Annotated in this window: 18 protein-coding genes and 1 tRNA gene; 16 read left to right on the top strand and 3 right to left on the bottom strand. The window is 69.4% G+C overall.

Going from position 1 to position 20,438, the window contains the following annotated elements; all coding sequences use genetic code 11:
- The first annotated feature begins 288 nt into the window (after window positions 1-288).
- From ABTX60_RS13650 to ABTX60_RS13660, 3 genes are all read left to right on the top strand, one after another.
- Window positions 289-1,644 (top strand): M6 family metalloprotease domain-containing protein, encoded by a 1,356-nt coding sequence (locus ABTX60_RS13650; protein WP_502992319.1) that lies wholly within the window; start codon window positions 289-291, stop codon window positions 1,642-1,644.
- A gap of 269 nt (window positions 1,645-1,913) precedes the next feature.
- Window positions 1,914-3,584, top strand: a complete 1,671-nt coding sequence (locus tag ABTX60_RS13655) for an IclR family transcriptional regulator domain-containing protein (RefSeq protein WP_502992317.1) — start codon at window positions 1,914-1,916, stop codon at window positions 3,582-3,584.
- A 201-nt stretch (window positions 3,585-3,785) separates the two neighbouring features.
- Window positions 3,786-3,858 (top strand) — tRNA-Arg (locus ABTX60_RS13660).
- A gap of 288 nt (window positions 3,859-4,146) precedes the next feature.
- Here ABTX60_RS13660 and ABTX60_RS13665 read toward each other — a convergent pair.
- On the bottom strand, window positions 4,147-4,617 hold the full coding sequence (locus ABTX60_RS13665; RefSeq protein ID WP_352097239.1) for a hypothetical protein: 471 nt from the start codon (window positions 4,615-4,617) through the stop codon (window positions 4,147-4,149).
- A 380-nt stretch (window positions 4,618-4,997) separates the two neighbouring features.
- Between ABTX60_RS13665 and ABTX60_RS13670 the strand changes: the two genes are divergently transcribed.
- From ABTX60_RS13670 to ABTX60_RS13680, 3 genes are all read left to right on the top strand, one after another.
- Window positions 4,998-5,423: a hypothetical protein gene (locus ABTX60_RS13670; RefSeq protein WP_352097240.1), complete on the top strand. Its 426-nt coding sequence runs from the start codon at window positions 4,998-5,000 to the stop codon at window positions 5,421-5,423.
- A gap of 937 nt (window positions 5,424-6,360) precedes the next feature.
- Window positions 6,361-8,133 (top strand): hydroxysqualene dehydroxylase, encoded by a 1,773-nt coding sequence (locus ABTX60_RS13675; RefSeq protein WP_352097241.1) that lies wholly within the window; start codon window positions 6,361-6,363, stop codon window positions 8,131-8,133.
- 28 nt (window positions 8,134-8,161) lie between these two features.
- A complete protein-coding gene (locus ABTX60_RS13680) occupies window positions 8,162-8,491 on the top strand; it encodes a hypothetical protein (RefSeq protein WP_352097242.1) in 330 nt (109 codons plus the stop codon).
- A gap of 356 nt (window positions 8,492-8,847) precedes the next feature.
- On the opposite strand, the gene ABTX60_RS13685 is transcribed toward ABTX60_RS13680, so the two are convergent.
- Entirely contained in the window at window positions 8,848-9,381 is a 534-nt protein-coding gene (locus ABTX60_RS13685; protein WP_352097243.1) for a hypothetical protein, read from the bottom strand.
- A 480-nt stretch (window positions 9,382-9,861) separates the two neighbouring features.
- On the opposite strand from ABTX60_RS13685, the gene ABTX60_RS13690 reads away from it, so the two are divergent.
- The 3 genes from ABTX60_RS13690 (at window position 9,862) to ABTX60_RS13700 (ending at window position 11,245) form a co-directional block, all read left to right on the top strand.
- A complete protein-coding gene (locus ABTX60_RS13690; protein ID WP_352097326.1) occupies window positions 9,862-10,188 on the top strand; it encodes a GYD domain-containing protein in 327 nt (108 codons plus the stop codon).
- 163 nt (window positions 10,189-10,351) lie between these two features.
- Window positions 10,352-10,759: an NUDIX hydrolase gene (locus ABTX60_RS13695; RefSeq protein WP_352097244.1), complete on the top strand. Its 408-nt coding sequence runs from the start codon at window positions 10,352-10,354 to the stop codon at window positions 10,757-10,759.
- 150 nt (window positions 10,760-10,909) lie between these two features.
- Window positions 10,910-11,245, top strand: a complete 336-nt coding sequence (locus ABTX60_RS13700) for a deoxyxylulose-5-phosphate synthase (RefSeq protein WP_352097245.1) — start codon at window positions 10,910-10,912, stop codon at window positions 11,243-11,245.
- Between the two features lie 108 nt (window positions 11,246-11,353).
- On the opposite strand, the gene ABTX60_RS13705 is transcribed toward ABTX60_RS13700, so the two are convergent.
- Window positions 11,354-12,160 (bottom strand): DeoR/GlpR family DNA-binding transcription regulator, encoded by an 807-nt coding sequence (locus ABTX60_RS13705; RefSeq protein WP_352097246.1) that lies wholly within the window; start codon window positions 12,158-12,160, stop codon window positions 11,354-11,356.
- Window positions 12,161-12,480: 320 nt separating this feature from the next.
- On the opposite strand from ABTX60_RS13705, the gene ABTX60_RS13710 reads away from it, so the two are divergent.
- Genes ABTX60_RS13710 through ABTX60_RS13740 form a run of 7 tightly spaced genes read left to right on the top strand, consistent with a single transcriptional unit; the run spans window position 12,481 to window position 20,289 of the window.
- On the top strand, window positions 12,481-13,560 hold the full coding sequence (locus ABTX60_RS13710; protein ID WP_352097247.1) for an ABC transporter substrate-binding protein: 1,080 nt from the start codon (window positions 12,481-12,483) through the stop codon (window positions 13,558-13,560).
- 29 nt (window positions 13,561-13,589) lie between these two features.
- Entirely contained in the window at window positions 13,590-14,408 is an 819-nt protein-coding gene (locus ABTX60_RS13715) for an ATP-binding cassette domain-containing protein (RefSeq protein ID WP_352097248.1), read from the top strand.
- Window positions 14,405-15,655: a sugar ABC transporter permease gene (locus tag ABTX60_RS13720; protein WP_352097249.1), complete on the top strand. Its 1,251-nt coding sequence runs from the start codon at window positions 14,405-14,407 to the stop codon at window positions 15,653-15,655. The genes ABTX60_RS13715 and ABTX60_RS13720 overlap by 4 nt, the downstream gene beginning before the upstream one ends.
- 5 nt (window positions 15,656-15,660) lie before the next feature.
- Window positions 15,661-17,163, top strand: coding sequence for an FGGY family carbohydrate kinase (locus tag ABTX60_RS13725; protein ID WP_352097250.1), 1,503 nt, complete (start codon window positions 15,661-15,663; stop codon window positions 17,161-17,163).
- The gene (locus ABTX60_RS13730; protein ID WP_352097251.1) at window positions 17,160-18,647 is read left to right on the top strand and encodes an FGGY-family carbohydrate kinase; all 1,488 of its coding nucleotides are present in this window, start codon (window positions 17,160-17,162) and stop codon (window positions 18,645-18,647) included. The genes ABTX60_RS13725 and ABTX60_RS13730 overlap by 4 nt, the downstream gene beginning before the upstream one ends.
- Entirely contained in the window at window positions 18,644-19,267 is a 624-nt protein-coding gene (locus tag ABTX60_RS13735) for a histidine phosphatase family protein (protein ID WP_352097252.1), read from the top strand. The genes ABTX60_RS13730 and ABTX60_RS13735 overlap by 4 nt, the downstream gene beginning before the upstream one ends.
- A complete protein-coding gene (locus ABTX60_RS13740; RefSeq protein ID WP_352097253.1) occupies window positions 19,264-20,289 on the top strand; it encodes a 2-hydroxyacid dehydrogenase in 1,026 nt (341 codons plus the stop codon). Before ABTX60_RS13735 ends, ABTX60_RS13740 begins: the two co-directional genes overlap by 4 nt.
- The last annotated feature ends 149 nt before the right edge of the window (window positions 20,290-20,438 follow it).

A 20,438-nucleotide genomic window follows, 5' to 3' on the forward strand; every position in this document is an offset into this window, starting at 1 on the left:
TCCTCGTGGTGGAAAGCGGGTGGTGCTCCGATCCGGGGAGCGGGTCCCCGTTTCGGTCGGACACATGGCTAAACGGGGAGTAGGTCCCCGGTATTTCCCGCTCCGGAGGAAATTCTTTGTGACCTGGCTCACAAACCCGCCGCGTGCCCCCCACCGCTACCGACGGGAAACCCACGATCGGTCTCTTCCAGCGCGCGTCCCCCCACCCAGCGACGCAGGGTGAGCGCAAGGGTGCAGCCGGAGACGGGAGGCTGCCGCGGCGCGGGAGGTCTCTTGCAGGTCCCTTGCATACAGCCGCCGCCCCGGCGCCCCCGCCCGGGCGGCACGCGCCCGCCCCGCCGCCGGATACCCAGGCGGCGGCTAGCCGCCCTGGCCTGTGTGAGCGCCCTGACCTTCACCGTCAGCACCTCGGCCGGCACGGGCCGGCTCGCCCCGGGCTCCAGCACGGCGGGAGCAGGGCCCATCGTCCTGTCCCACACCCCCGAACACGGCCCCTGCATGATCCGCGGCGCACGCGAGGTCCAGATGTCCGAGGGCATCCCCACCGCCACCGGCTACACCCGCTCCACCGGCGTCGTCCGCGCTCTCACCCTGATGATCGACTTCTCCGACGCCCCCGGCGCGGGCGACGCCCAGGACCGCTTCCGCGAGTTCTTCCCGCAGACCCGCGAGTGGTTCCGCACCAGCTCCTACGGCCGCCTCGACTACCGCCCGGAGACGCCGATCCCCGGCTGGCTGCGGATGCCGAAGTCCTTCCGGGAGTACGGCATAGAGCGCGGGGCTCCGTTCGAGCCCGGCTACCGCACCCTGGTCCAGGACCTCGTGGCCGTGGCCGACCCGGAGGTGGACTTCCGCGCGTACGACCTGCTGAACGTCCTGGTCAGCCCCAACGCCGGCCCCTCCGCCCTGGACACCGTCCTGTCCGTCACCTTCGCCGGCAACCCGGACGCCCCGGTGGCCGACGGCATTCCCGTGGCCAACGCGTCCTTCGTCTACTCCCGCCAGGACGACGGCTCCGGCTCCTACGACCGCACGGGCTACCGCGTCCTCCCCCACGAGAACGGCCACGTCTTCGGCCTTCCCGACCTGTACACCGCGGAGGGCGGGGGCGCGGTCGGCCACTGGGACATCATGAGCGAGGACTGGGGCGCCAACAACGACTTCCTCGGCTGGCACAAGTGGAAGCTGGGCTGGCTCGACGCCGCCCAGGTCCACTGCGCGGCATCCCCCGGCACCACGGAGTACACCCTGACGCCGCTGGCCCGGGCCGGTGGCTCCAAGCTGGTCTTCATCCCCCTCGACGGCCGCACCGGCTACGCCGTCGAACTGCGCACCCACGCCGGCAACGACGAGGCGGTGTGCCGCCCGGGCGTCCTGATCTACAGGGTCGACGCGGAGGTGGACACCGGCATGGGCCCGGTCACCGTCACCGACTCCCGCCGCAACAGCGGCGGCTGCACGCGCGCACCGAACGTCCACGCGGAACTCTCGGACGCGCCGTTCACTCCCGGGGAGACGTTCAGGGACCCGGGCCGGGGCATCACGATCGAGGTGATGGGGGTGGGGGCGGGAGTGGCGGGGACGGGGGCGGGGGCGGGTGCGAGGGTGGACGGGGGGTATCGGGTGCGGGTGACGAGGGAGTAGTGCAGGGGGGTGGCATTGGGCCGCCGGGCTACCTGACTGGCTGTGCCTGCTGCCTGCTGCCTGCTGCCTGCTGCCTGCTGCCTGCTGCCTGCTGCCTGCTGCCTGCTGCCTGCTGCCTGCTGCCTGCTGCCTGGGGATGGTCACTCGGCCACCGACTGCCTGGCCACCCGGCCACCGGGCCGCCTATCTCGGATTACTCGGATGATTCGAGATCACTCGGATTACGGTGGGCTTGCCGCGACCGTCGCGAGCGCCGTACCGGAGAGCCGATGCCAGCGAAGCCCATGCCCGAGTCCCAGGAGGGTGCCGCCCCGCCGGCCGACGAGTCGGGGCAGAGGGACGTCCCCGAGGAGGCGGTCACCCCCCTCATCCGCGGCATCACGGTCCTGCGGGAACTGACGGAGGCGGGCGGCACGCTGAGCCTGAGCGGCCTGGAACGCGCCACCGGCCTCGCCCGCTCCACGGTGGACCGCATCACGGCCACGCTCGCCCGCATGGGCTACGTCCGCTTCGACGGCCGGGACGTCCACCTCTCCCCGCGCCTGATGGAGCTGGGCAACGCCTATATGTCGGCCCTGCGCCTGCCCGCTCTGCTCGCCCCGCACGCGGACGCCCTGGCCGACGAACTGGACGAGTCGGTCTCACTCGCGGTCGCCGACCTCGACGGCATCCGCTTCATCCACCAGGCGACCCGCCGCCGCGCGATGTCCCTCAGCTTCCGCATCGGCGACCTGCTCCCCGCCGAACGCACCGCGCCCGGGCCGCTGTTCGCGACGGAGTGGACGGCCACGGACTGGCAGCGCTGGCGACACCGCAGGGCGTCGGACCCGAGGGACTTGTCGTTCACGGCCGTACCGCCGCGCAGATACGGGGCGGAAGCGCGGGACGACGAGACGTTCGCACGCCGCACGCAAGAGGCGTCGGCGAACGGCTGGTCCCTGGACGAGCAGCTGATCGAGCCGGGCCTGGTGGCGATCTCGGTACCGGTCCGAGCCCCGGGAACGGACGGCAGGATCGCATGCGTGGCGAGCGTGGTCAGCCACACGAGCCGCCACACCGCGCACCACCTGCGCACGACGCTGCTCCCGAGACTGCGGTCCGCGGTGGAGACCATGGAACGAGAACTCCACAACACGCCACCCCCCGAGCCCGGCCCGCCCCCCTCAGACCTGGCGCTCTGGACAGGCGCGTCCAAGCAGCAGCTGGGCCGCGAGTTCATCGAATCCCTGGCCCGTGGCCTGACCGTCCTGACGGTGTTCGGCGAGGGCAGGCCGGAGCTGACCCTCACGGAGGTGGCCCGGGCGACGGGCCTGGCCCGGGCGACGGCCCGCCGCGCCCTGATCACCTACGAACACTTGGGCCTGGTGGCCCCGACGGGCCGCACGTTCACCCTGACCCCCCGGGTCCTCTCCCTCGGCTTCCCGCCCCTGTCCCGTACGTCCCTCCCCGAGATCGCCCAGCCCCACCTGGCCGATCTGACGTCCCGCATCCACGAATCGACGTCACTGGCGGTGCTGTCGGACTCCGGCGAGGAGATCCAGTACACGGCGCGGGTGGCGACGTCCCGGGTGATGAGCGTGAACATCACCGTGGGCACACGCCTGCCGGCGTACGCGACGGCACTGGGCAGGGTCCTGCTGGCGGACGCGCCCGCCGGCACGGCTCCGAACACCGGTGACGAAGGGGTCCTGGCCTCGGTCCGCTCGCAGGGCTACGCCCTGGTGGACGAGGAACTGGAAGAGGGCCTCCGCTCCCTCGCGGTCCCGATCCGCGACCGGTCGGGCCGGGTGGTGGCGGCCCTGAACGCAGCGATGCACGCGAGCCGGCACACCCTGAAGGAGTGCGTGACGGACCTCCTCCCGGAACTGACCACCACGGCGACCCGCATCCAGACAGACCTCCACACGGCGTCCCGCTTCACCAGGGTCCCGGCGTCATGAGCGCCCCCGGCCCGGACCTCGACCGCCCCACCCGGCCTCTCCCCGCCCCCGCTGTCCGCCCCGCACCCCCGCCCCGCCCCCACACCCACCCGCCGCGTCTCCCTGACCTGACCCCCACACCCGCCCGACCCGCATCCGGTACGCTGACGCCTGTGGTCCTCCCAGACCACAGGCACGGCGCTGCTTGCGTCCACTGCCACTGCCTTCGTAGCTCAGGGGATAGAGCACCGCTCTCCTAAAGCGGGTGTCGCAGGTTCGAATCCTGCCGGGGGCACAGAGATAAGGGCCAGCTCAGGAGGGGTTTCCTCCCAGGCTGGCCCTTCGTCGTATCAGGCGCCGTGCCACACGCGTGCCACTACGTCCGCTCGTCGTCCTCTTGCGGGGAACCTGAGGCCGCTCCCCCGCCGCCCCGGATCATGGCCCCAAGGCGGTCCGCGATGGCTCTGTCCCGGTCGCAAGACGTGATCCAGATACGCGATCTTCCAAACTGGTGCTCCAGGCGCCGCGCGCCGGCACTTGCGCCCGGGCCATTGAGACTCCGCTGACCTCACGCGGGCAGGTGTCAGACAGCAGCGCTGTCGCTGTCTGACACGCCAGAACGATTAGCAATCGGTCCTATGCGTCGTCCTCGAGCATCACGCTCCGCTTTTACAAAAGCGTCAGGAAAGGAGATCAGACCAACGGCAGCAAACGGGACGGCGATGACAAGACCTGACCACCACCACCCACCATTGCTGATGGCCATCCATGTGAGGAAAGCTGCGCCAATGCACATGACCATGGACGCAGTGACGCCAGCCCAGTCCCTGGTGCGGCTCTCCGGCGTATTGCCAGCGATGTACCGCCTCAGCGAGTCCTCGACCCGGCTCTGAAGCGGCGCCCGGAGCTGGCTGCCCTCCGGTAGCGACGCAAGGATGTCTAGCTCCCGCTTGATCTCCTCTGCTGCATGCACGTTGGGACTGCGGGTCTGGAAATAGAGGCCCACTAGACCAGATGCAGCCACGACTGCGGCGGCAAGAGGTTCGTAATCCATGGCCGGATGATCGCAGGGGACGACCCGATGTGTCTGGGGATACCCAGGATCGACAACAATCAGTGATAGACCAACATGGCGAGTCAGTTGCTGACGCATGGATCACCGGCTCATAGAAGGGACCTCTCCGGGCCGTCCCTGGGCCGTCCGAGGCCAACCACCGACGACCGACAGTGACAGAAGAGCCACAGCCGCCAGCAGCGAACCCCCAGGTCAGAGCCCCCCGACCGTACCCGTTCCCCCAGGGGTGGCGGTCGCGCAAGATGGGGTGTTTCTCGCCGTGCCCGGGAGCTGCGGTGACTAGCCCATCGAGCGATTGTGGGCACTGCGCCGGCACTGTACGTTCCCGCTCACGGATCTATGTAGCTCAGGGGGCGGGGATGTCTGGATACGGCCGCGCGGACAGTGAATGGGACGAGCTGGTACATGTCGGTCGTGGCTTCCTCGTCGAGCGAGCGAAGCTGGGCAAGCTCACCTCGTACACGGAGCTCAACGTGACTCTGGCCAGGCGAACCGGCTGCCGTCCCTTCGACTTCGAGCGTGCTGACGAACGGGCCGCGATGGGGCATCTGCTCGGACTGATCGTGGAACGAGACCAGGAGATGGCCCCCTCAGACCCGCCTGTCATGCTCTCGGCCCTGGTGAACTACCTGGGTGCCAACGACGCTGGCTCTGGCTTCTATCAGTTGGCCAAGGAGCTTCAGCTTCTGCCCATGAGCGCGTCGGCCGATGAGAAGTTCGGCTTCTGGGTCAAGCAAGTGAAACAGCTCTACGAACGCCATGGAGCTGGTCCAGCAGGGACCTGAGATCAAGCACCTTGAGCGTCTAACTGCGTGACAACGCCGACAGACAGCGGCGGACAACCGCGCACACCTGCGGACCATCGCAGCATGTGAGAGGCACACCGTCCCATGGTCAGGCGCCCACCCAAGTTGCTTCGGGATGAAGAGGTCGCTCCGTTAGGGTGCGTCGCATGGCCGACGCCCCGGACTGCCCTGAGTGCAGCCAGCCCATGAAGGCGGGCGGCTTTGTCCTCTCCAGGCGGGAGGACGATGGCCGGCGCGCCTGCCGGTCGCTCTGGGGGTGTGCCAGTCGGCATGTCTGGTGGCGCTGGGCCGACCGGCCGGACGAGGCTTTGGAGGCCTGCCCGGTGCCGGAGCTTCTCCGCTGACATCCAACGCTGACATCAACGAGCGTGGACGGCAGCGACACGCGGCAACCACGTCCGGCACCGGTGCCAGAGGCGAGTCCGGACCAAGGCGAGGGTAGATCGAACTCCTAAAGCGGGTGTCGGGCCAGCTGACGGCGCTCCCAGGTTCGAACAGCGGACAGCGGCGATCTACGGATCCATCGACAAGGCCCGCGACAGCATCGCGACTCCAACAGCGTCTGGAAGAATCGCGTGGCCAGTACCCCGAGGTGGACCGCGTCCTTCACGGCCTCGGCGTGATCGCCCCGCGCCCGGACGAACCCGAGCGCGATCCCCACCCTGCGCTACCCGGCTCTTGGCCACCCGTCACCGTCGACGACGCTTACCGGTTCCTGCGCGGGGTGCGATACGGCATGCCGTCTATGCCACTTCGATCACCCCTGGCGGTGAGGGGTCGGCTCTCCGACAACGCAAACGCGCCACATTCGCGCGCATGCCCACGTCAGTCATGTCCATGCCTTTCGCGTCTAGGGGTACTCCCTTAGGCTCCTCCGCCGGACGGCAGGTGTTACCGACGGTAGGGGAGACCGGTCATGGGGCGAACGGGCAGCACGCGACGCACCTTTGTGGTCGGGGCCGCGGCCGCAGGCGGGGTGGTGGCGCTGGGCACCGGCACGGCGGCTTCAGCGGCACCGGCGCAGGGACGGCAGCAGGCCGTCGCCGTGCTCGGCGGTGGCGTCGCCGGGCTGACCGCGGCGCATGAACTCGCCGAGCGGGGCTTCGCGGTGACCGTCTACGAGCGCCGGGCGCTCGGCGGCAAGGCCCGCTCCATGGACGTACCGGACAGCGCGAAGGGAGGCCGCAAGCCACTGCCCGCGGAGCACGGGTTCCGCTTCATCCCGGGGATCTACCACAACCTCCCCGACACCATGCGGCGCATCCCCTTTCCTGGGAACGCGGGTGGCGTCTGGGACAACCTGATCGCACCGAAGGAGATGATGTTCGCGCGGAACGACGGCCGCGAGGATCTGCGGATACCCATCCCCGGGGAGAAAGAGCCCGCCGAGCTCACCCTCGACGACATCAGACGCGCCCTCACCGGCCTCCTGGAGACGGGATTCAATCTTCCTCTGCATGAGATCACGTACTTCGTGAACCGCGCCGTCGTCTTCCTGACCAGTTGCGACGCGCGCCGCAACTCCACCTGGGAAGCCACCCCTTGGTGGACTTTCGTACGCGCCGGGCAGATGTCGAAGGAGTACCAGCGCATCCTCGCGGTCGGCGTCACCCGCAACATCGTCGCCACCAAGGCCGAGGTGGCCAGCACCCGCACGGTCGGCGCCCTCGGCGAGGCCTTCGTGTTCAACGTGCTCGGCCGGGGTGCGGACGGCCCACCCGATCGGATCCTCAACGCACCCACCAATGAGGCCTGGATCGACCCCTGGGTGGCTCATCTCACTTCCCTGGGTGTGAAGTTCCGTATCGGCTGGACCGTGCACGAGGTGAGGCTGGGCGGAGACGGGCTGGTCTCCGAGGCCGTCATCGAGGATACGGACGGCGTCCTTCGCTCCATAACCGCCGATCACTATGTCTCCGCCATGCCGGTGGAGCACGCGCGGCGCACCTGGAATGCCGGATTACGCGCTGCCGACCCACAGTTGGCACGCTGCGACAAGCTGCGGACAGACTGGATGACGGGCCTTCAGTTCTATCTGACCGAGACGCCGCCCGTGGTACAGGGCCACTTCAACTGCATCGATTCCCCATGGTCGCTGACCGCGATCGCCCAGGCCCGGCACTGGCCAGGGCGGGACTTCGCCGCCGACTACGGCGACGGCGTGGCCAAGGAGTGTCTGTCGGTGGATATCTCCGAGTGGGACAAGCCCGGCGTCCTGTACGGCAAAACGGCTAAACAGTGCACCCGCGAGGAGGTCGCACGCGAGGTGTGGGCACAGCTCAAGGACGCACTCAACGACACCGGCAGGACAGTGCTGCGCGACGGCACGCTGCACTCGTGGTTCCTGGACCCCGGAGTAGACGGGATCGGCACTCCGCACCCGACCAACCAGGACGAGCTGCTGATCCACCCCGTGGGCACGCTGCACAACCGCCCTTCGGCCAGGACCACGGTCCCGAACTTCTTCCTGTCCGGGGATTACGTCGCCGTGGACATCGACCTCGCCACCATGGAGGGCGCGAACGCCTCGGCCCGTCAGGCGGTCAATGCCCTGTTGGATCAAGCAGGCTCGAGTGCGCCGCGCTGCACGGTCACCCCGCTGTTCAGGCCGCCGGAGCTCGAGAGCCTCAAGCGCCACGACCACTTCCGCTTCAAGGCCGGCCTGCCGAACGCGTTCGACCTGGGGTGATGTAGTCGGGAGCGGTCGCTCGACACAGATGAGCGGCTTCCCCATCGGAGACAGGGACTACGTCTCCTACTTCGTCAACGACACCGGGGAGCCAATGATCTTTGTGCAGAAGTGGGGGCAACAGTCGGCCACGCTGCTTCACTCCGACCTGGATTGGGAGCCCAAGCCGGTACTGAGGCCCACGGAGACGATGGCAGACGCCGCGACTCCGGAGCAGAAGCAGACGCTCCTCAAGGTGGGCATCGACGGTGGGCTGCTGAGCACGCCCCTGTGCGGGGACGTCATCCTTGGCGGGGGCGAAGCAAAGTGGCCGGATGCCTGTTACGAGGCCAGTGAGCCTCTACGTGATGCGAGCTAACCGCTGGGCCGTCCGAGGCCGCTCGACAGTGTGATCAATGACGACCCCCCAGCTCATCAAGATCCCTAGGGGGCTTTCGGTGTGCGCCGGCTGGCTCTGGGCCATCAGCTGGTCGACCGGACCGTGCTCAGCTCAGGAGTCCAGCTCCGGCCGTTCTCTCGTCTCTGCCCGGGCTCCCGCGTCACAGAGGCCGAGACGGCTGCCGCCGCGTCTTCCTCGGGCACGCAGGCGAGAACGACGGCGGGAACCTGCGTCGCCAGACCGTTCGCAGCCGGCTCTTACCGCCCGGCCGGAGACCGTCAAAGTGCCGTTCGCATTGCGGCGCGCTCATGTCTGTAGCTCGGTCAGGCTGGGCTTCAGAGCCGCCCCGTCCTCCAGATCGGGTCGTCGGGTGCGGGGCGTCCGTCGAGGCGCTGAAGGGTCTCTCCGGTGAGTGAGAGATGCCGACGGGCGACGGCTATGAAGTGTCCCTGTGCTGCGACGACTCTCCCCCTGAGCTCCATCCAGTTCTCCTCTGGAGCCAGACCCCGCCGAATGGCAATGTGAAACCGCCAGATCTGCTCGTCAATGGCGTGCGCGGCTGCTGCAATGTCCCTGCTGGCAACGAGATTGACGCTGCCGAGGGCCTCGCCCCAGGGGCGCCAGTCGACTGTCGTCGGGGCCAGCACGCCTTGAGGGATGTCGTCGGGTCGGTTGCGGTCCATGTCGCTGAGGTCTACAAGCACTGAGGATGATTCCCGCAGTACGCGGACGCACGCTGCCGCCTGCTGTTCCCTGATCCAGTGGCGATCTTGAGCTCTTCTACTGACGATGCTCCCGACGAACACGCCGATCAGTGTGGTCAGCACCGCTCCGAACGGAGCCGCCAGTAAGGCCAGCAATGACGTCATATCAGTCATTCTGTCGACGATTCGGTGGCTTGAGTAGCGGCTCGTCTCCGCTCGCTGCGTCCGGCCAGTGGGCAGCTCCGCGCCCAGCGCCAAAGCCGTTCAACCCGCAGACCGCGGCCCAGTCGTTGACCGCCCCCACCGGCCTCGGCCCCGGCGGCCGGATCCGCGGCGCCGCTGACTCACCCCCTGAACATGCCCCCCGTGGCAGATAGTGCTGGGAGCCACGAAGAACAGCGGCCACCGATCCAGCACGCCCTCAGGTCATGAGCCCGCTCCGCAGCAGGTCGGCAAGCCGATCGGCCCCATGGAACCCAAGCTTCCCAAGCTGAGAGCTTCGTCGCTGTAGCCCCGGGGCGGTTGGGTCGCTCCGGCGGTGGCCATGCCGGTCATCATCCCGGCCGTTCGAGGGATACGCGGGCGGCCTCGGAGACGTACCCCACTCTGCGGGGGCATCCCTTGCTGGGACGAAAGGGAGACATGATGCCGCTCTATCTATCGAGGTTCAGCTACACGCCGGAGACCTGGGCGAGGCTTATCGACCGGCCTGAGGACCGCGGAAGGGCCGCTCAGTCGTACATCGAGTCCGTCGGCGGCAAGCTCCACGGCTTTTGGTACGCGTTCGGCGCCCGCGACGGTTACAACCTGTGGGAGGCCCCCGACAACGTCTCCATGGCCGCGGTCGCCCTGGCGATCAGCGGAGGCGGCGCACTCAGCTCGTTCGAGACGACCGTTCTCCTGACCGTCGACGAGACCATGGATGCCCTGCGCAAAGCGGGGCAAGTCCAGTACCGGGCTCCCGGCGCGTAGCGGTCCAGACGGCTGAACGCCGTGGCCGACCCGCCGCGGGTGTCGCAGGTTCGAATCCTGCCCGGGCGCACCGGGACGAGGACCAGCTCAGGAGGGCTTTTCTTCCGGCCCGGCCCGGCCTCTCACCGTTTCTGGCGCCGTGCCACACCGATACGGTCCCGTCATGGCGAATGGCAACGGTGTGCCGGAGAAGGTGGCGTGGGTCCTGGTCCGGGACGATCTGGTGCTCGTGACGCGTAGTCACGGCAGGGATCGCTTCTACCTCCCGGGTGGTCACCGTGAGCCGGGTGAGTCCGACGGCGAGACTCTGGTGCGGGAGATCGACGAGGAACTGCGGGCGGCGATCGACCCCGGTTCCATGGTGCACTTCGGCACCTTCGAGATCGGCGAGGGCCATCCGGAGCACGGCCCGTTCCGGATGATCTGCTACACCGCCGATCACCGCGGCGAGTTGACCCCGTCACGGGAGATCGCTGAGAAGGCGTGGTTCCGCTACGCCGACAGGGACCGGGTCTCCGCCATCGACGGGCTGGTCTTCGACGCGCTGTACGAGGCCGGTCGGCTGCCCTGACCTCGCGACCGCCGTACGGGATCGGGACGGAGGTCTCTCCGTGCCGGAGTCGTGACAGGTGCAGGTGTCAGCCACGATCTACGCCCATGCATGGCGCGTGCGGCCGAAACTCCGTCGAACCCGATCCTGGGGCGGCTCTACCCTGGCCGCATGGCCCACGGAAAGACCTCGTACGTCTGCCTGCCCTGCCGGGCCTCGTACAAGCAGCCCTACCCCGGCCTCCACGACCACGACCGGGTCTGTCCACGCTGCGCCGAACCCCTGATCCATGTCGGCTCCGCCTTCGCGGCACCCAAGAGGCGGGACACCGCCGCCTGGCGCACTCTCTCCTTGTTGCTGCACGCCGGTGTTCGCTTCCACAAAAGCTGCTGCGGCGGCCCCGGCTACCGCCCACGCACCCTCAGCGAGGTGCGCGAGCGGGTGGCCTACGCCCGGGCCACCGGAGAACCGTTCGCTCAGGCGCTGGTCCGCCGAGACCTGCCCTGACCGCCTGAAGCAGGGGCGTTCCGCTGCGCCGTCGAAGCGACCCCTGCTGCCATGCACGGCAGGGGAGCAAGGTGACCCGCCCCTGCCTCACGAACGGTCCGCGACCCGCTAGTCGTGCCTGCCGACCAGGACGTCCACGCCCTGGCTCTGCAGTGAGTCGAGGTCCGACTCCGGGATGTCGGGGTCGACGATGACGAGGTCGAAGGCGGTGAGGGGGGCGAGCTGGTACAGCCCGCGCCGCTGGAACTTGCTGTGGTCGACGAGCAGAACTCTGCGGTCGCAGGCGTCCATCAGCGCCCGCTTGACCGCCACCGTCTCCTGGGACTGGTGGTAGCAGTGGCCGCGGGTGATGGCGGTCGTGGAGGCGAACAGAACATCGGCGTGCAGGGTGCTCACGGCGTCGACGGTCCGGATGCCGAGGAAGGCGTCGTAGGCCGGGTAGTAGAGGCCGCCCAGCGCTATCAGCTCTATCCCGGCGCTGCCGGCGAGGAGCTGGACGACGGGCACGAAGTTGGTGATGACCGTCAGCGGTGCCCGCTGCGGAAGCAGTCCGGCGAGGGCGAGGGCGGATGTGCTGTCGTCGAGGACGAGGGACTGGCCGGGCTTGACGAACTGCAGCGCGGCACGGGCCAGCGCGCTCTTCTGCTTCGCCATGGCCTGGGTGCGGTGCCGGACGTCACCGTGGAACGCCGTCGAGGGCTGCGCGGTCGCCCCACCCCGCACCTTTCTGAGCCACCCCTTGCCCTGGAGGTAGTCCAGGTCGCGGCGGATCGTCATCGGTGTGACGCCCAGCTCGCTCGCGAGCTGTTCGATGCGGACGAAGCCTTCGTCGACGACGCGGTTCTTGATCCGCTCGCGTCTGTCGATCGGTCCTCGCCCGCCCGCGTCCCCGGTCTGCGGTTCGTTCGCTTGCATACGCCCCCCCTTGTTCGATCGGTGTGAAGCGAACATCCTCGTACGTCTCGGATTCCGCCCCGCCGTCACTGGGCCGCCCGCCTGCGGAGAAACCGTTGATGCCGTTTACGGCCTGCACTCGACCACCTGGATCAAGTCCTGGATGTTCGTCCATGCCGGGCAATCAGACACTCTAAATGATCGAAGAGAACGCCAATCCTGTTCATTTCCCGCGATCTGTTGACACTTCCGAGTGCCGTCACCTTACTTGTGCGTTACGTCTCGCGCCTGACTCACCGCTACCGGCTGGCGCCTTCGCGGCCCCGGATCAAGGAGTGAACATGAGAAGACTGGCCACCGGTGTTCTCACCGGCCTCGTCGCCCTGAGTGTCCTCACGGCATGCGCCGAGGAGCCGGGCGACACCACCCAGGGCAAGTCCTCGACGGGGAAGGCCGCGACGGGGAAGGTCGCGTTCCTGATGCCCGACCTCGCCTCCACCCGCTACGAGCAGTACGACGCTCCGCTGTTCAAGAAGCGCATGGGCGAGCTGTGCTCGGGCTGCAAGGTGATCTACCAGAACGCCAACAGCAACGCCTCGCTCCAGCAGCAGCAGGCCAACTCCGCCATGGCGCAGGGCGCGAAGGTGATCGTGCTCGACCCCGTCGACTCGACCGCGGCGGCCACGATCGTGCAGACGGCACAGTCCCAGGGCGTCAAGGTGGTCGCCTACGACCGTCCCATTCCGAAGAAGCCGGCCGACTTCTACGTCTCGTTCGACAACGAGGCGATCGGCACGGCGATCGGGCAGTCCCTGGTCGATCACCTGAAGGCGACCAAGGCCAAGGGCGGCCTGCTCGAGGTCAACGGGTCCCCCACCGACGCCGCCGCCGCGCTGATCAAGAAGGGCATCCACAAGGCCGTCGACGACAGCGGGTTCGACCTGCTCGCCGAGTACGACACCCCGGACTGGGCGCCGGAGAAGGCACAGCAGTGGGTGAGCGGTCAGATCGCCCAGTACAAGGGCCGGATCGCCGGTGTGGTGGCGGCCAACGACGGCACCGGCGGCGGCGCGATCGCCGCGTTCAAGGCCGCGGACGTGAAGGTCCCGCCGGTCACCGGCAACGACGCGGAGCTGGCCGCGGTGCAGCGCATCGTCGCGGGAGACCAGTACAACACGATCTCCAAGCCCATCAAGACCGTCGCCGAAGCCGCCGCGAACGTCGCCTACGAGCTGCTGCAGGGCAAGAAGCCCAAGGCCGGCACCACGCTGTTCGACACTCCCTCCCAGCTGTTCGAGCCGACCGTCGTGACGCAGGAGAACCTCAAGAAGGTCATCTTCGGTGCCGACGGCGCGCTCAAGGCCAAGGACGTGTGCACCCCGGAGTACGCCGCCGCCTGCCGCCGCCTGGGCATCCAGTGACTGCCTTGGCCTCCGGAGAAGAGCGGTCCGTGAGCACGGCCACCACGGTCCCCCGCAAGGCGGACACCGTGTTGTCGCTGCGGGGAATCTGCAAGCACTTCGGCGCGGTCGCCGCGCTCACCGACATCGACCTCGACGTCTCGGCCGGCGAGGTGGTGGCCATCGTCGGGGACAACGGGGCCGGCAAGTCCACGCTGGTGAAGGTCCTTTCCGGCGTCTACGCCGCCGACGCGGGGAAGGTCTTCTTCCACGGCGAGGAGGTCTCCCTGAGCTCGCCCGCCGAGGCCCACGAGTTGGGGGTGGCGACCGTCTTCCAGGATCTCGCGCTGTGCGAAAACCTCGACGTCAAGGCGAACCTGTTCCTGGGCCAGGAACTGAGGCCGTGGATGCTGGACGAGGTCGCCATGGAGAAGCGCGCCTGGGAACTGCTGCGCGAGCTGTCGGCGCGGATCCCCACCCTCGACGTACCGGTGGCCGCCCTGTCGGGCGGTCAGCGGCAGACGGTCGCCATCGCGAGGTCCCTGCTCAGCAGCCCCAAGATCGTCCTGCTGGACGAGCCGACGGCGGCCCTGGGCGTCGCGCAGACGGCCGAGGTGCTGAACCTGGTCGAGCGGCTCAAGGACAACGGACTCGGCGTGGTGATGATCAGCCACAACATGGAGGACGTGCGGGCGGTCGCCGACCGTGTCGCCGTCCTCCGACTGGGCCGCAACAACGGCGTGTTCGACGCCCGGGACGTCTCCTCCGAGGAGATCGTCGCCGCGATCACCGGCGCGGCCGACAACGTGGTGGCACAGCGAGCCGCCCGTCGTCCGCACCGTCGGCGGGAAGAGAAGGAATCGACGTGAGCTCTCTCCACACTCCGGTGGCGACGCCCACCGACCTGCGGGACGAGCGTCTCGCGACTCCTCAGGGCATCGCGGACAGCGTCAGGGCGGGAGTACGCCGGGTCCGGGGCGGAGACCTGGGCGCGCTGCCGGTCGTCGCGGGCATCGTGGTGATCTGGACCATCTTCCAGCTCCTGAATCCCACCTTCCTGTCCAGCACCAACCTGGTGAACCTGTCCTTCGACATGGTCCCGATCGGCGTGATCGCCCTGGGGATCGTCTGCGTCCTTCTGGTCGGCCAGATCGACCTCTCCGTGGGGTCGGTCAGCGGACTGTCGGGGGCGGTCACCGCCGTCGTCATGGTCCGGTTCGAGCAGCCGATGTGGCTGGCGGTCCTCGCGGCCGTGGCCGCCGGCTGCCTGATCGGATGGCTCTACGGCCAGGCGTTCAACCGCATCGGGGTGCCCAGCTTCGTGGTCACCCTGGCCGGCCTGCTGGCCTTCCTCGGAGTGCAACTGCTGGTGTTGCAGGGCGAGACCGCGATCAACCTCCCCTACGACTCCACCCTCGTGAAGTTCGCGCAGTTGTGGTTCGTCCCCGACTGGCTGGCCTACGCGCTGGCGGTGGCGGCCGCCGCCGGCTACCTGGCCGCCGGATGCGTACGCGCCCGTACGCGTCGCCGCGCCGGGCTCTCCTCGTCGCCGCTGCGGCTGCTCCTCGCGAAGTCGCTGTTGCTGCTGGCGGGCCTGCTGTTCATGGTCTACTACCTGTGCCGTACCCGTGGCCTCGCCTGGATGTTCGTGCTCTTCGTCGGCTTGGTGCTGGTGCTGCACTACGTACTCACCCGGACCAAGTACGGGCGGTCCGTCCACGCGGTCGGCGGCAATGCGGAGGCCGCCCGCAGGGCGGGCATCGACGTGCGGGGCGTGTACACGTCGGTGTTCGTCATCTGTTCCGGCCTGGCCGCGCTCGGCGGCATCCTCGCGGCGTCGCGGCTGGCCGCGGCGAACCAGAGCGCCGGCGGTGGAGACGTCAACCTCAACGCCATCGCCGCGGCGGTGATCGGCGGCACGAGCCTGTTCGGCGGTCGCGGCTCGGCCTTCTCGGCCCTGCTCGGCATCCTGGTCATCCAGTCGATCTCCAGCGGTCTCACCCTGCTCAACCTCGACTCCTCCTACCGTTTCGTGATCACCGGCGTGGTGCTGTTCATCGCCGTCGGCCTGGACGCCGTGGCCCGCCGGTCCCGGCAGGCACACGGTCGGGGGTGAGGCACATGACCGCGATCGCAATCGACGCCGGCACCACCACCATCAAGGCGGTGGGATACGCCGACGACGGGACGGAACTGGCGGTGAGCCGCCAGCCCACCCAGGTCAGCCGGCCCCGCCCTGGCTGGTCCGAGCAGGACATGTCCGAGGTGTGGGCCGCGGTGTGCACCGCCGTCCGGGAGGTCCTCACGGCTCTTCCGGAGCCACCGGGCATGGTCGCCCTCACCGCGCAGGGCGACGGCGCCTGGCTGGTCGACGGCCGTGGCCGGCCCACCGGACCCGCGGTGCTGTGGAACGACGGCCGGGCGGCGGCCCGGGTCACCGCGTGGGAACGGGACGGGGTGGTGGAGGAAGCCTTCCGCATCACCGGTTCCCGGGTGTCCACCGGCATGCCCAACGCCGTACTCTCCTGGCTCGGCGAACACGACCCCGACCGGGTGGCACGTTCGGAACATCTGCTGACCTGCGGCGGCTGGCTGTATCTGAGGCTTACGGGAGAACCCGCCGTCGACGAGTCGGACGCCTCGGCACCGTTCATGGACATCAGGCGGCGTGCCTGGTCCGACCGGCTGTTCGAGCTCTACGGTCTGGAATGGGCCCGGCGGTTGCTTCCCCCGCTGCGTGACGACGAACACCGCGTCACCGCGCTCAGCGGGGCGGCGGCCGCCGAGACCGGTCTGCCCGCCGGTGTCCCGGTGGTGATGGCGCCGTACGACATCTGCGCCACCGCCATCGGGGCGGGCGTGGTGGACGTGGGGCAGGCGTGCTGCATCCTCGGCACCACCCTGGCCGCGGAGGCCGTCACCGACACGGTGGTCACCGACGACCCGGTGGGCATCACCGTCACGCTGGGCGTACCGGGCCGCTACCTGCGTGCCTTCCCGACCATGAGCGGTTGTGACGTCCTGGACTGGGGTGCCCGGCTGCTCGGAGTGGCCTCCGCCGCGGATCTCATGGCTCTGGCCGCACAGGGCGGGCGGGACACGGCCGGGGTGCGGTTCGTTCCCTACCTGTCCCCCGCCGGGGAACGCGCCCCGTTCTTCGATCCCACCGCGCGCGGCTCCCTGTCCGGTCTCTCCCTGGACGCCGGCCGGGAGGACGTCGCCCGCGCGCTCGTGGAGGGCGTCACCATGACCATCCGCGACTGCCTGGCCGCCGCCACGGGCACACCGGAGCGGCTGGCGCTGTGCGGTGGGGGTGCGCGCAGCGACTTCTGGCCGCAGCTGATCGCCGACATGACCGGTCTCGCGGTGACGGTTCCGCTCGACGCCGAGGTCGGTGCCCGCGGGGCCTGGCTGACCGGCCTGGTGGCCACCGGCCGGGAGGCGGACTTCCCGACCGCCGCCGCCCGGCACCTCGCGTACGCCGTCGCGTACGAGCCCGACGCGGCGAGAAGTGCCGAATTCACCGGCCGGTACGCCGATTTCCTGCGGCTGCGGGAACGGTCCGAGCCCGTTTGGGCGCTCGACCACGAACGCCTCCGTCCCGGCGGCGGAGCCCCCTCATGACCGGCCCGGCGGAGGACGCCTGGCTCGGCGTCGACCTGGGAACCCAGGGTGTCCGCGTGGTCGTGGTCACGTCCGGCGGCCGGTTGCTCGGAGAGGGATCGTCTCCGCTGACCAGTCACCGCGACGGTGACCGGCACGAGCAGGATCCCGAGGAATGGTGGCGGGCGGTGTGCGCGGCGATCGGACAGGCGCGCGCCGCGGGTGCCGAGCTGCGCGGGGTGCGGGGCGTGGCCGTCGACGCCACCTCCGGCACCATCACCTTGCTGGACCGGAGCGGCGCCTGTGTGACACCGGCTCTGATGTACGACGACGGCCGTGCCTCGGCGGAGACGGAACAGGTCAACGCCGCCGGTACCGACCAGTGGGCGAAGGCCGGTTACCGCAGGATGCAGCGCTCCTGGGGGCTGCCGAAGCTCCGCTGGCTGCTCACCAGGTTTCCCCGGGCCGCAGAGGACGGCTGGCGGCTGGCCCATCAGAACGACGTGGTCAACCGCCGGCTCGTGGGTCACGAGACACCCACCGACACCAGCAACGCTCTCAAGACCGGCGCCGACGCGGCGGACGTGACCTGGCCCGAGGAGGTCCTCGCCGCCCTGGGTGTCCCGCGCGCGGTGCTGCCGGACCTGGTGCTGCCCGGCACGGTCATCGGCCGGGTCTGTGCCCAAGCCGCCGACGAGACCGGACTGCCCGAAGGCACGGCCGTCATCGCCGGGATGACCGACGGCTGCGCGGCCCAGCTGGGTTCCGGTGCGACCGCCCTCGGCAGCTGGAACTCGGTGCTGGGCACCACTCTGGTGCTGAAGGGTGTCACCGAGGAACTCGTCCACGACCCGCACGGAGTGGTCTACTCCCACCGGTCGCCCACCGGCCGTTGGCTGCCCGGCGGAGCCTCCAGCGTGGGAGCGGGACTCGTCGCACGCGAGTTCGCGGCGGCCGACCTGAGCCGTCTCACCCGCGAGGCCGCGGCCCTGCTCCCCACCGATCTGCTGCGCTATCCGCTGGTCTCCCCGGGCGAGCGATTCCCCTTCGTCGCACCGGACGCCCGCGGCTTCGCCAGCCGCGAGCCCGTGGGCGAGGCGGAGTCCTTCGCGGCGCTGTTGCAGGGCACCGCGTACATCGAACGCCTCTGCTTCGACTACCTGGACATGCTCGGCGCCCCGACCGACGGCGCGGTCGTCCTCACCGGCGGGGCGACACGCAACCCCGTGTGGAACCAGTTGCGCGCCGATGTGCTGAGGCGCCCCGTGACGCTGCCCCGCCATGCCCAACCGGCACTCGGCATGGCGGTGCTGGCCGCGTCGACCCACGGGTCCCTGGACCGCGCCGCCGCCACGATGGTGCGCCTCGACCGGACGATCGAACCACGGGACTCCGTCGCGGATCAGCACCAGGACGGCTATCTGCGGCTGACCGAGCTGCTCGCCCGACGCGGCTGGCTCCCCCACCCCGTCGCGGCCCACGCGCGAGAAAGGACGGCCTCATGAGCCTCCACGTCATCTTCGTCCGGCACGGGGAAACCGTCTGGCACGCCGAGAACCGCTATGCGGGCGGCAGCGACGTCGCGTTGACCGAGCGCGGCCACGAGCAGGCCCGTGCGCTCGCGGACTGGGCGGAGCAAGCCGGTCTGACCGCCGTCTGGGCATCCTCACTGACCCGCTCGCAGCAGACCGCACAGGCGAGCGCCGCGCGCGCCGGGGTGCCGCTGGGTGTGGATCCGAGGTTGCGCGAACTCGACTTCGGCGTCGCGGAGGGGCTCACGCGCGCGGAGATCGGGCAGCGCTTTCCGGACGCCCTCGCCGCGTTCCAGGCCGACCCGGTCGCCCATCACTTTCCCGGCGGCGAGGACCCACGGGCGGCGGGCGACCGCTACCTGGAGTTCCTCACCGACCTCCAGGAACAGCACCAGGAGGGCCGCGTCCTCGTCGTGGGCCACTCCACGGCGATCCGGCTCGCCCTGTGCCGGCTGCTCGGCCTGCGCATGAGCGACTACCGCCGTGTCTTCCCGGTCCTGGACAACTGCGCGCTCAACGAACTCATCCTGCGGGACGGCGTGCCCTCGCTGCTCACGCTGAACCGTCCCGTGGCCCAAGGAGCCCTCAGGTGACCACCATTCTCACCGCCGGTGACCACTTCGTCCTCAACTCCCTGTTCATCGACAGCCTCCGCCCGGTGGCTCCCACCGCGGCCTTCCGGGAACTGACCCTGCCCTGGCCGGTCGAGCCCTTCGGCGAGGTGGCCGAGGTACGCGAGGCCTCCGGCACCGAGGACCAGCTGATCGAGGCCCTCGACGGAGTGGAGATCTGTGTCACCCAGATGGCTCCCCTCACCGAGAGGATCCTGAAGGCCAGCCCCGATCTGCGCCTGTTCTGCGTCAGCCGGGGCGGCCCGGTGAACGCCAACCTCGAGGCCGCCACCCGGCACGGCGTCGCGGTCTCCTTCGCCCCCGGACGCAACGCCACCGCCACCGCCGAGCACACCGTCGCGCTGATGCTGGCCGCGGCACGGCGCGTCCCCGCCACCCACGCGGATCTCGCCGTCGGCACCTGGCGGGGTGACTACTACATGTTCGACAGGGTCGGCCCGGAACTCGAGGGCAGCACCGTCGGAATCGTCGGGTACGGCGCGATCGGGTCCCGCGTGGCCAGGATCGTCAGCGGATTCGGCGCGCGGGTGCTCGTCGCCGATCCATGGGTCGGCGCGGACGACGTGGCACTCGGCGAGGTCACCGATCTGGCCGACCTCATGCGGCGCTCGACGTTCGTCACCGTCCACGCCCGCGCCACCGCTCAGACCGAGGGCCTGCTGTCCCGCGCGATGATCGACCTCATGCCACCGGGGAGCGTACTGGTCAACTGTGCCCGCGGATCGCTCCTGGACTACGACGCGGTGTGTGACGCCCTGAACGAGGAAAGGCTGTTCGGCGCCGCCTTCGACGTCTTCCCCCACGAGCCGGTTCCCGCGGACTCACGCCTGCTGAGCACCCCCAACATCGTCATGACGCCGCATCTGGCCGGCGCCAGCAAGCAGACCGCTCTCAACGCCGCCTCCATCGTCGCCTCGGAAGTCGCCAGATTCCTGGCGGACGGCAGCCTCGCCCATTGCGCGAATCCGGCGGTCCTGGCCTGAGAGGCCGTTCCGGTCAGGGGCGGGATGCCGGACCGGCTCCCACCCCGGCGGAGGTCCATGGCGATTGTCAGGACGACGGCCGCGTAAAGCGAAACAGGCACGGTGGAACTCGGCCCTCAAGCACACCTGCGACAGACCTCGGTGTCGAG

This window comes from Streptomyces sp. NPDC126510 (assembly GCF_040302345.1).
Lineage (GTDB): Bacteria > Actinomycetota > Actinomycetes > Streptomycetales > Streptomycetaceae > Streptomyces.

Excerpts from the sequence above, each read along its gene's own strand:
- ABTX60_RS13655 (WP_502992317.1), top strand. The coding sequence starts at position 1,914 with ATGCCAGCGAAGCCCATGCCCGAGTCCCAGGAGGGTGCCGCCCCGCCG.
- ABTX60_RS13665 (WP_352097239.1), bottom strand. The coding sequence starts at position 4,617 with ATGGATTACGAACCTCTTGCCGCCGCAGTCGTGGCTGCATCTGGTCTA.
- ABTX60_RS13670 (WP_352097240.1), top strand. The coding sequence starts at position 4,998 with ATGTCTGGATACGGCCGCGCGGACAGTGAATGGGACGAGCTGGTACAT.
- ABTX60_RS13675 (WP_352097241.1), top strand. The coding sequence starts at position 6,361 with ATGGGGCGAACGGGCAGCACGCGACGCACCTTTGTGGTCGGGGCCGCG.
- ABTX60_RS13680 (WP_352097242.1), top strand. The coding sequence starts at position 8,162 with ATGAGCGGCTTCCCCATCGGAGACAGGGACTACGTCTCCTACTTCGTC.
- ABTX60_RS13685 (WP_352097243.1), bottom strand. The coding sequence starts at position 9,381 with ATGACGTCATTGCTGGCCTTACTGGCGGCTCCGTTCGGAGCGGTGCTG.
- ABTX60_RS13690 (WP_352097326.1), top strand. The coding sequence starts at position 9,862 with ATGCCGCTCTATCTATCGAGGTTCAGCTACACGCCGGAGACCTGGGCG.
- ABTX60_RS13695 (WP_352097244.1), top strand. The coding sequence starts at position 10,352 with ATGGCGAATGGCAACGGTGTGCCGGAGAAGGTGGCGTGGGTCCTGGTC.
- ABTX60_RS13700 (WP_352097245.1), top strand. The coding sequence starts at position 10,910 with ATGGCCCACGGAAAGACCTCGTACGTCTGCCTGCCCTGCCGGGCCTCG.
- ABTX60_RS13705 (WP_352097246.1), bottom strand. The coding sequence starts at position 12,160 with ATGCAAGCGAACGAACCGCAGACCGGGGACGCGGGCGGGCGAGGACCG.
- ABTX60_RS13710 (WP_352097247.1), top strand. The coding sequence starts at position 12,481 with ATGAGAAGACTGGCCACCGGTGTTCTCACCGGCCTCGTCGCCCTGAGT.
- ABTX60_RS13725 (WP_352097250.1), top strand. The coding sequence starts at position 15,661 with ATGACCGCGATCGCAATCGACGCCGGCACCACCACCATCAAGGCGGTG.
- ABTX60_RS13730 (WP_352097251.1), top strand. The coding sequence starts at position 17,160 with ATGACCGGCCCGGCGGAGGACGCCTGGCTCGGCGTCGACCTGGGAACC.
- ABTX60_RS13735 (WP_352097252.1), top strand. The coding sequence starts at position 18,644 with ATGAGCCTCCACGTCATCTTCGTCCGGCACGGGGAAACCGTCTGGCAC.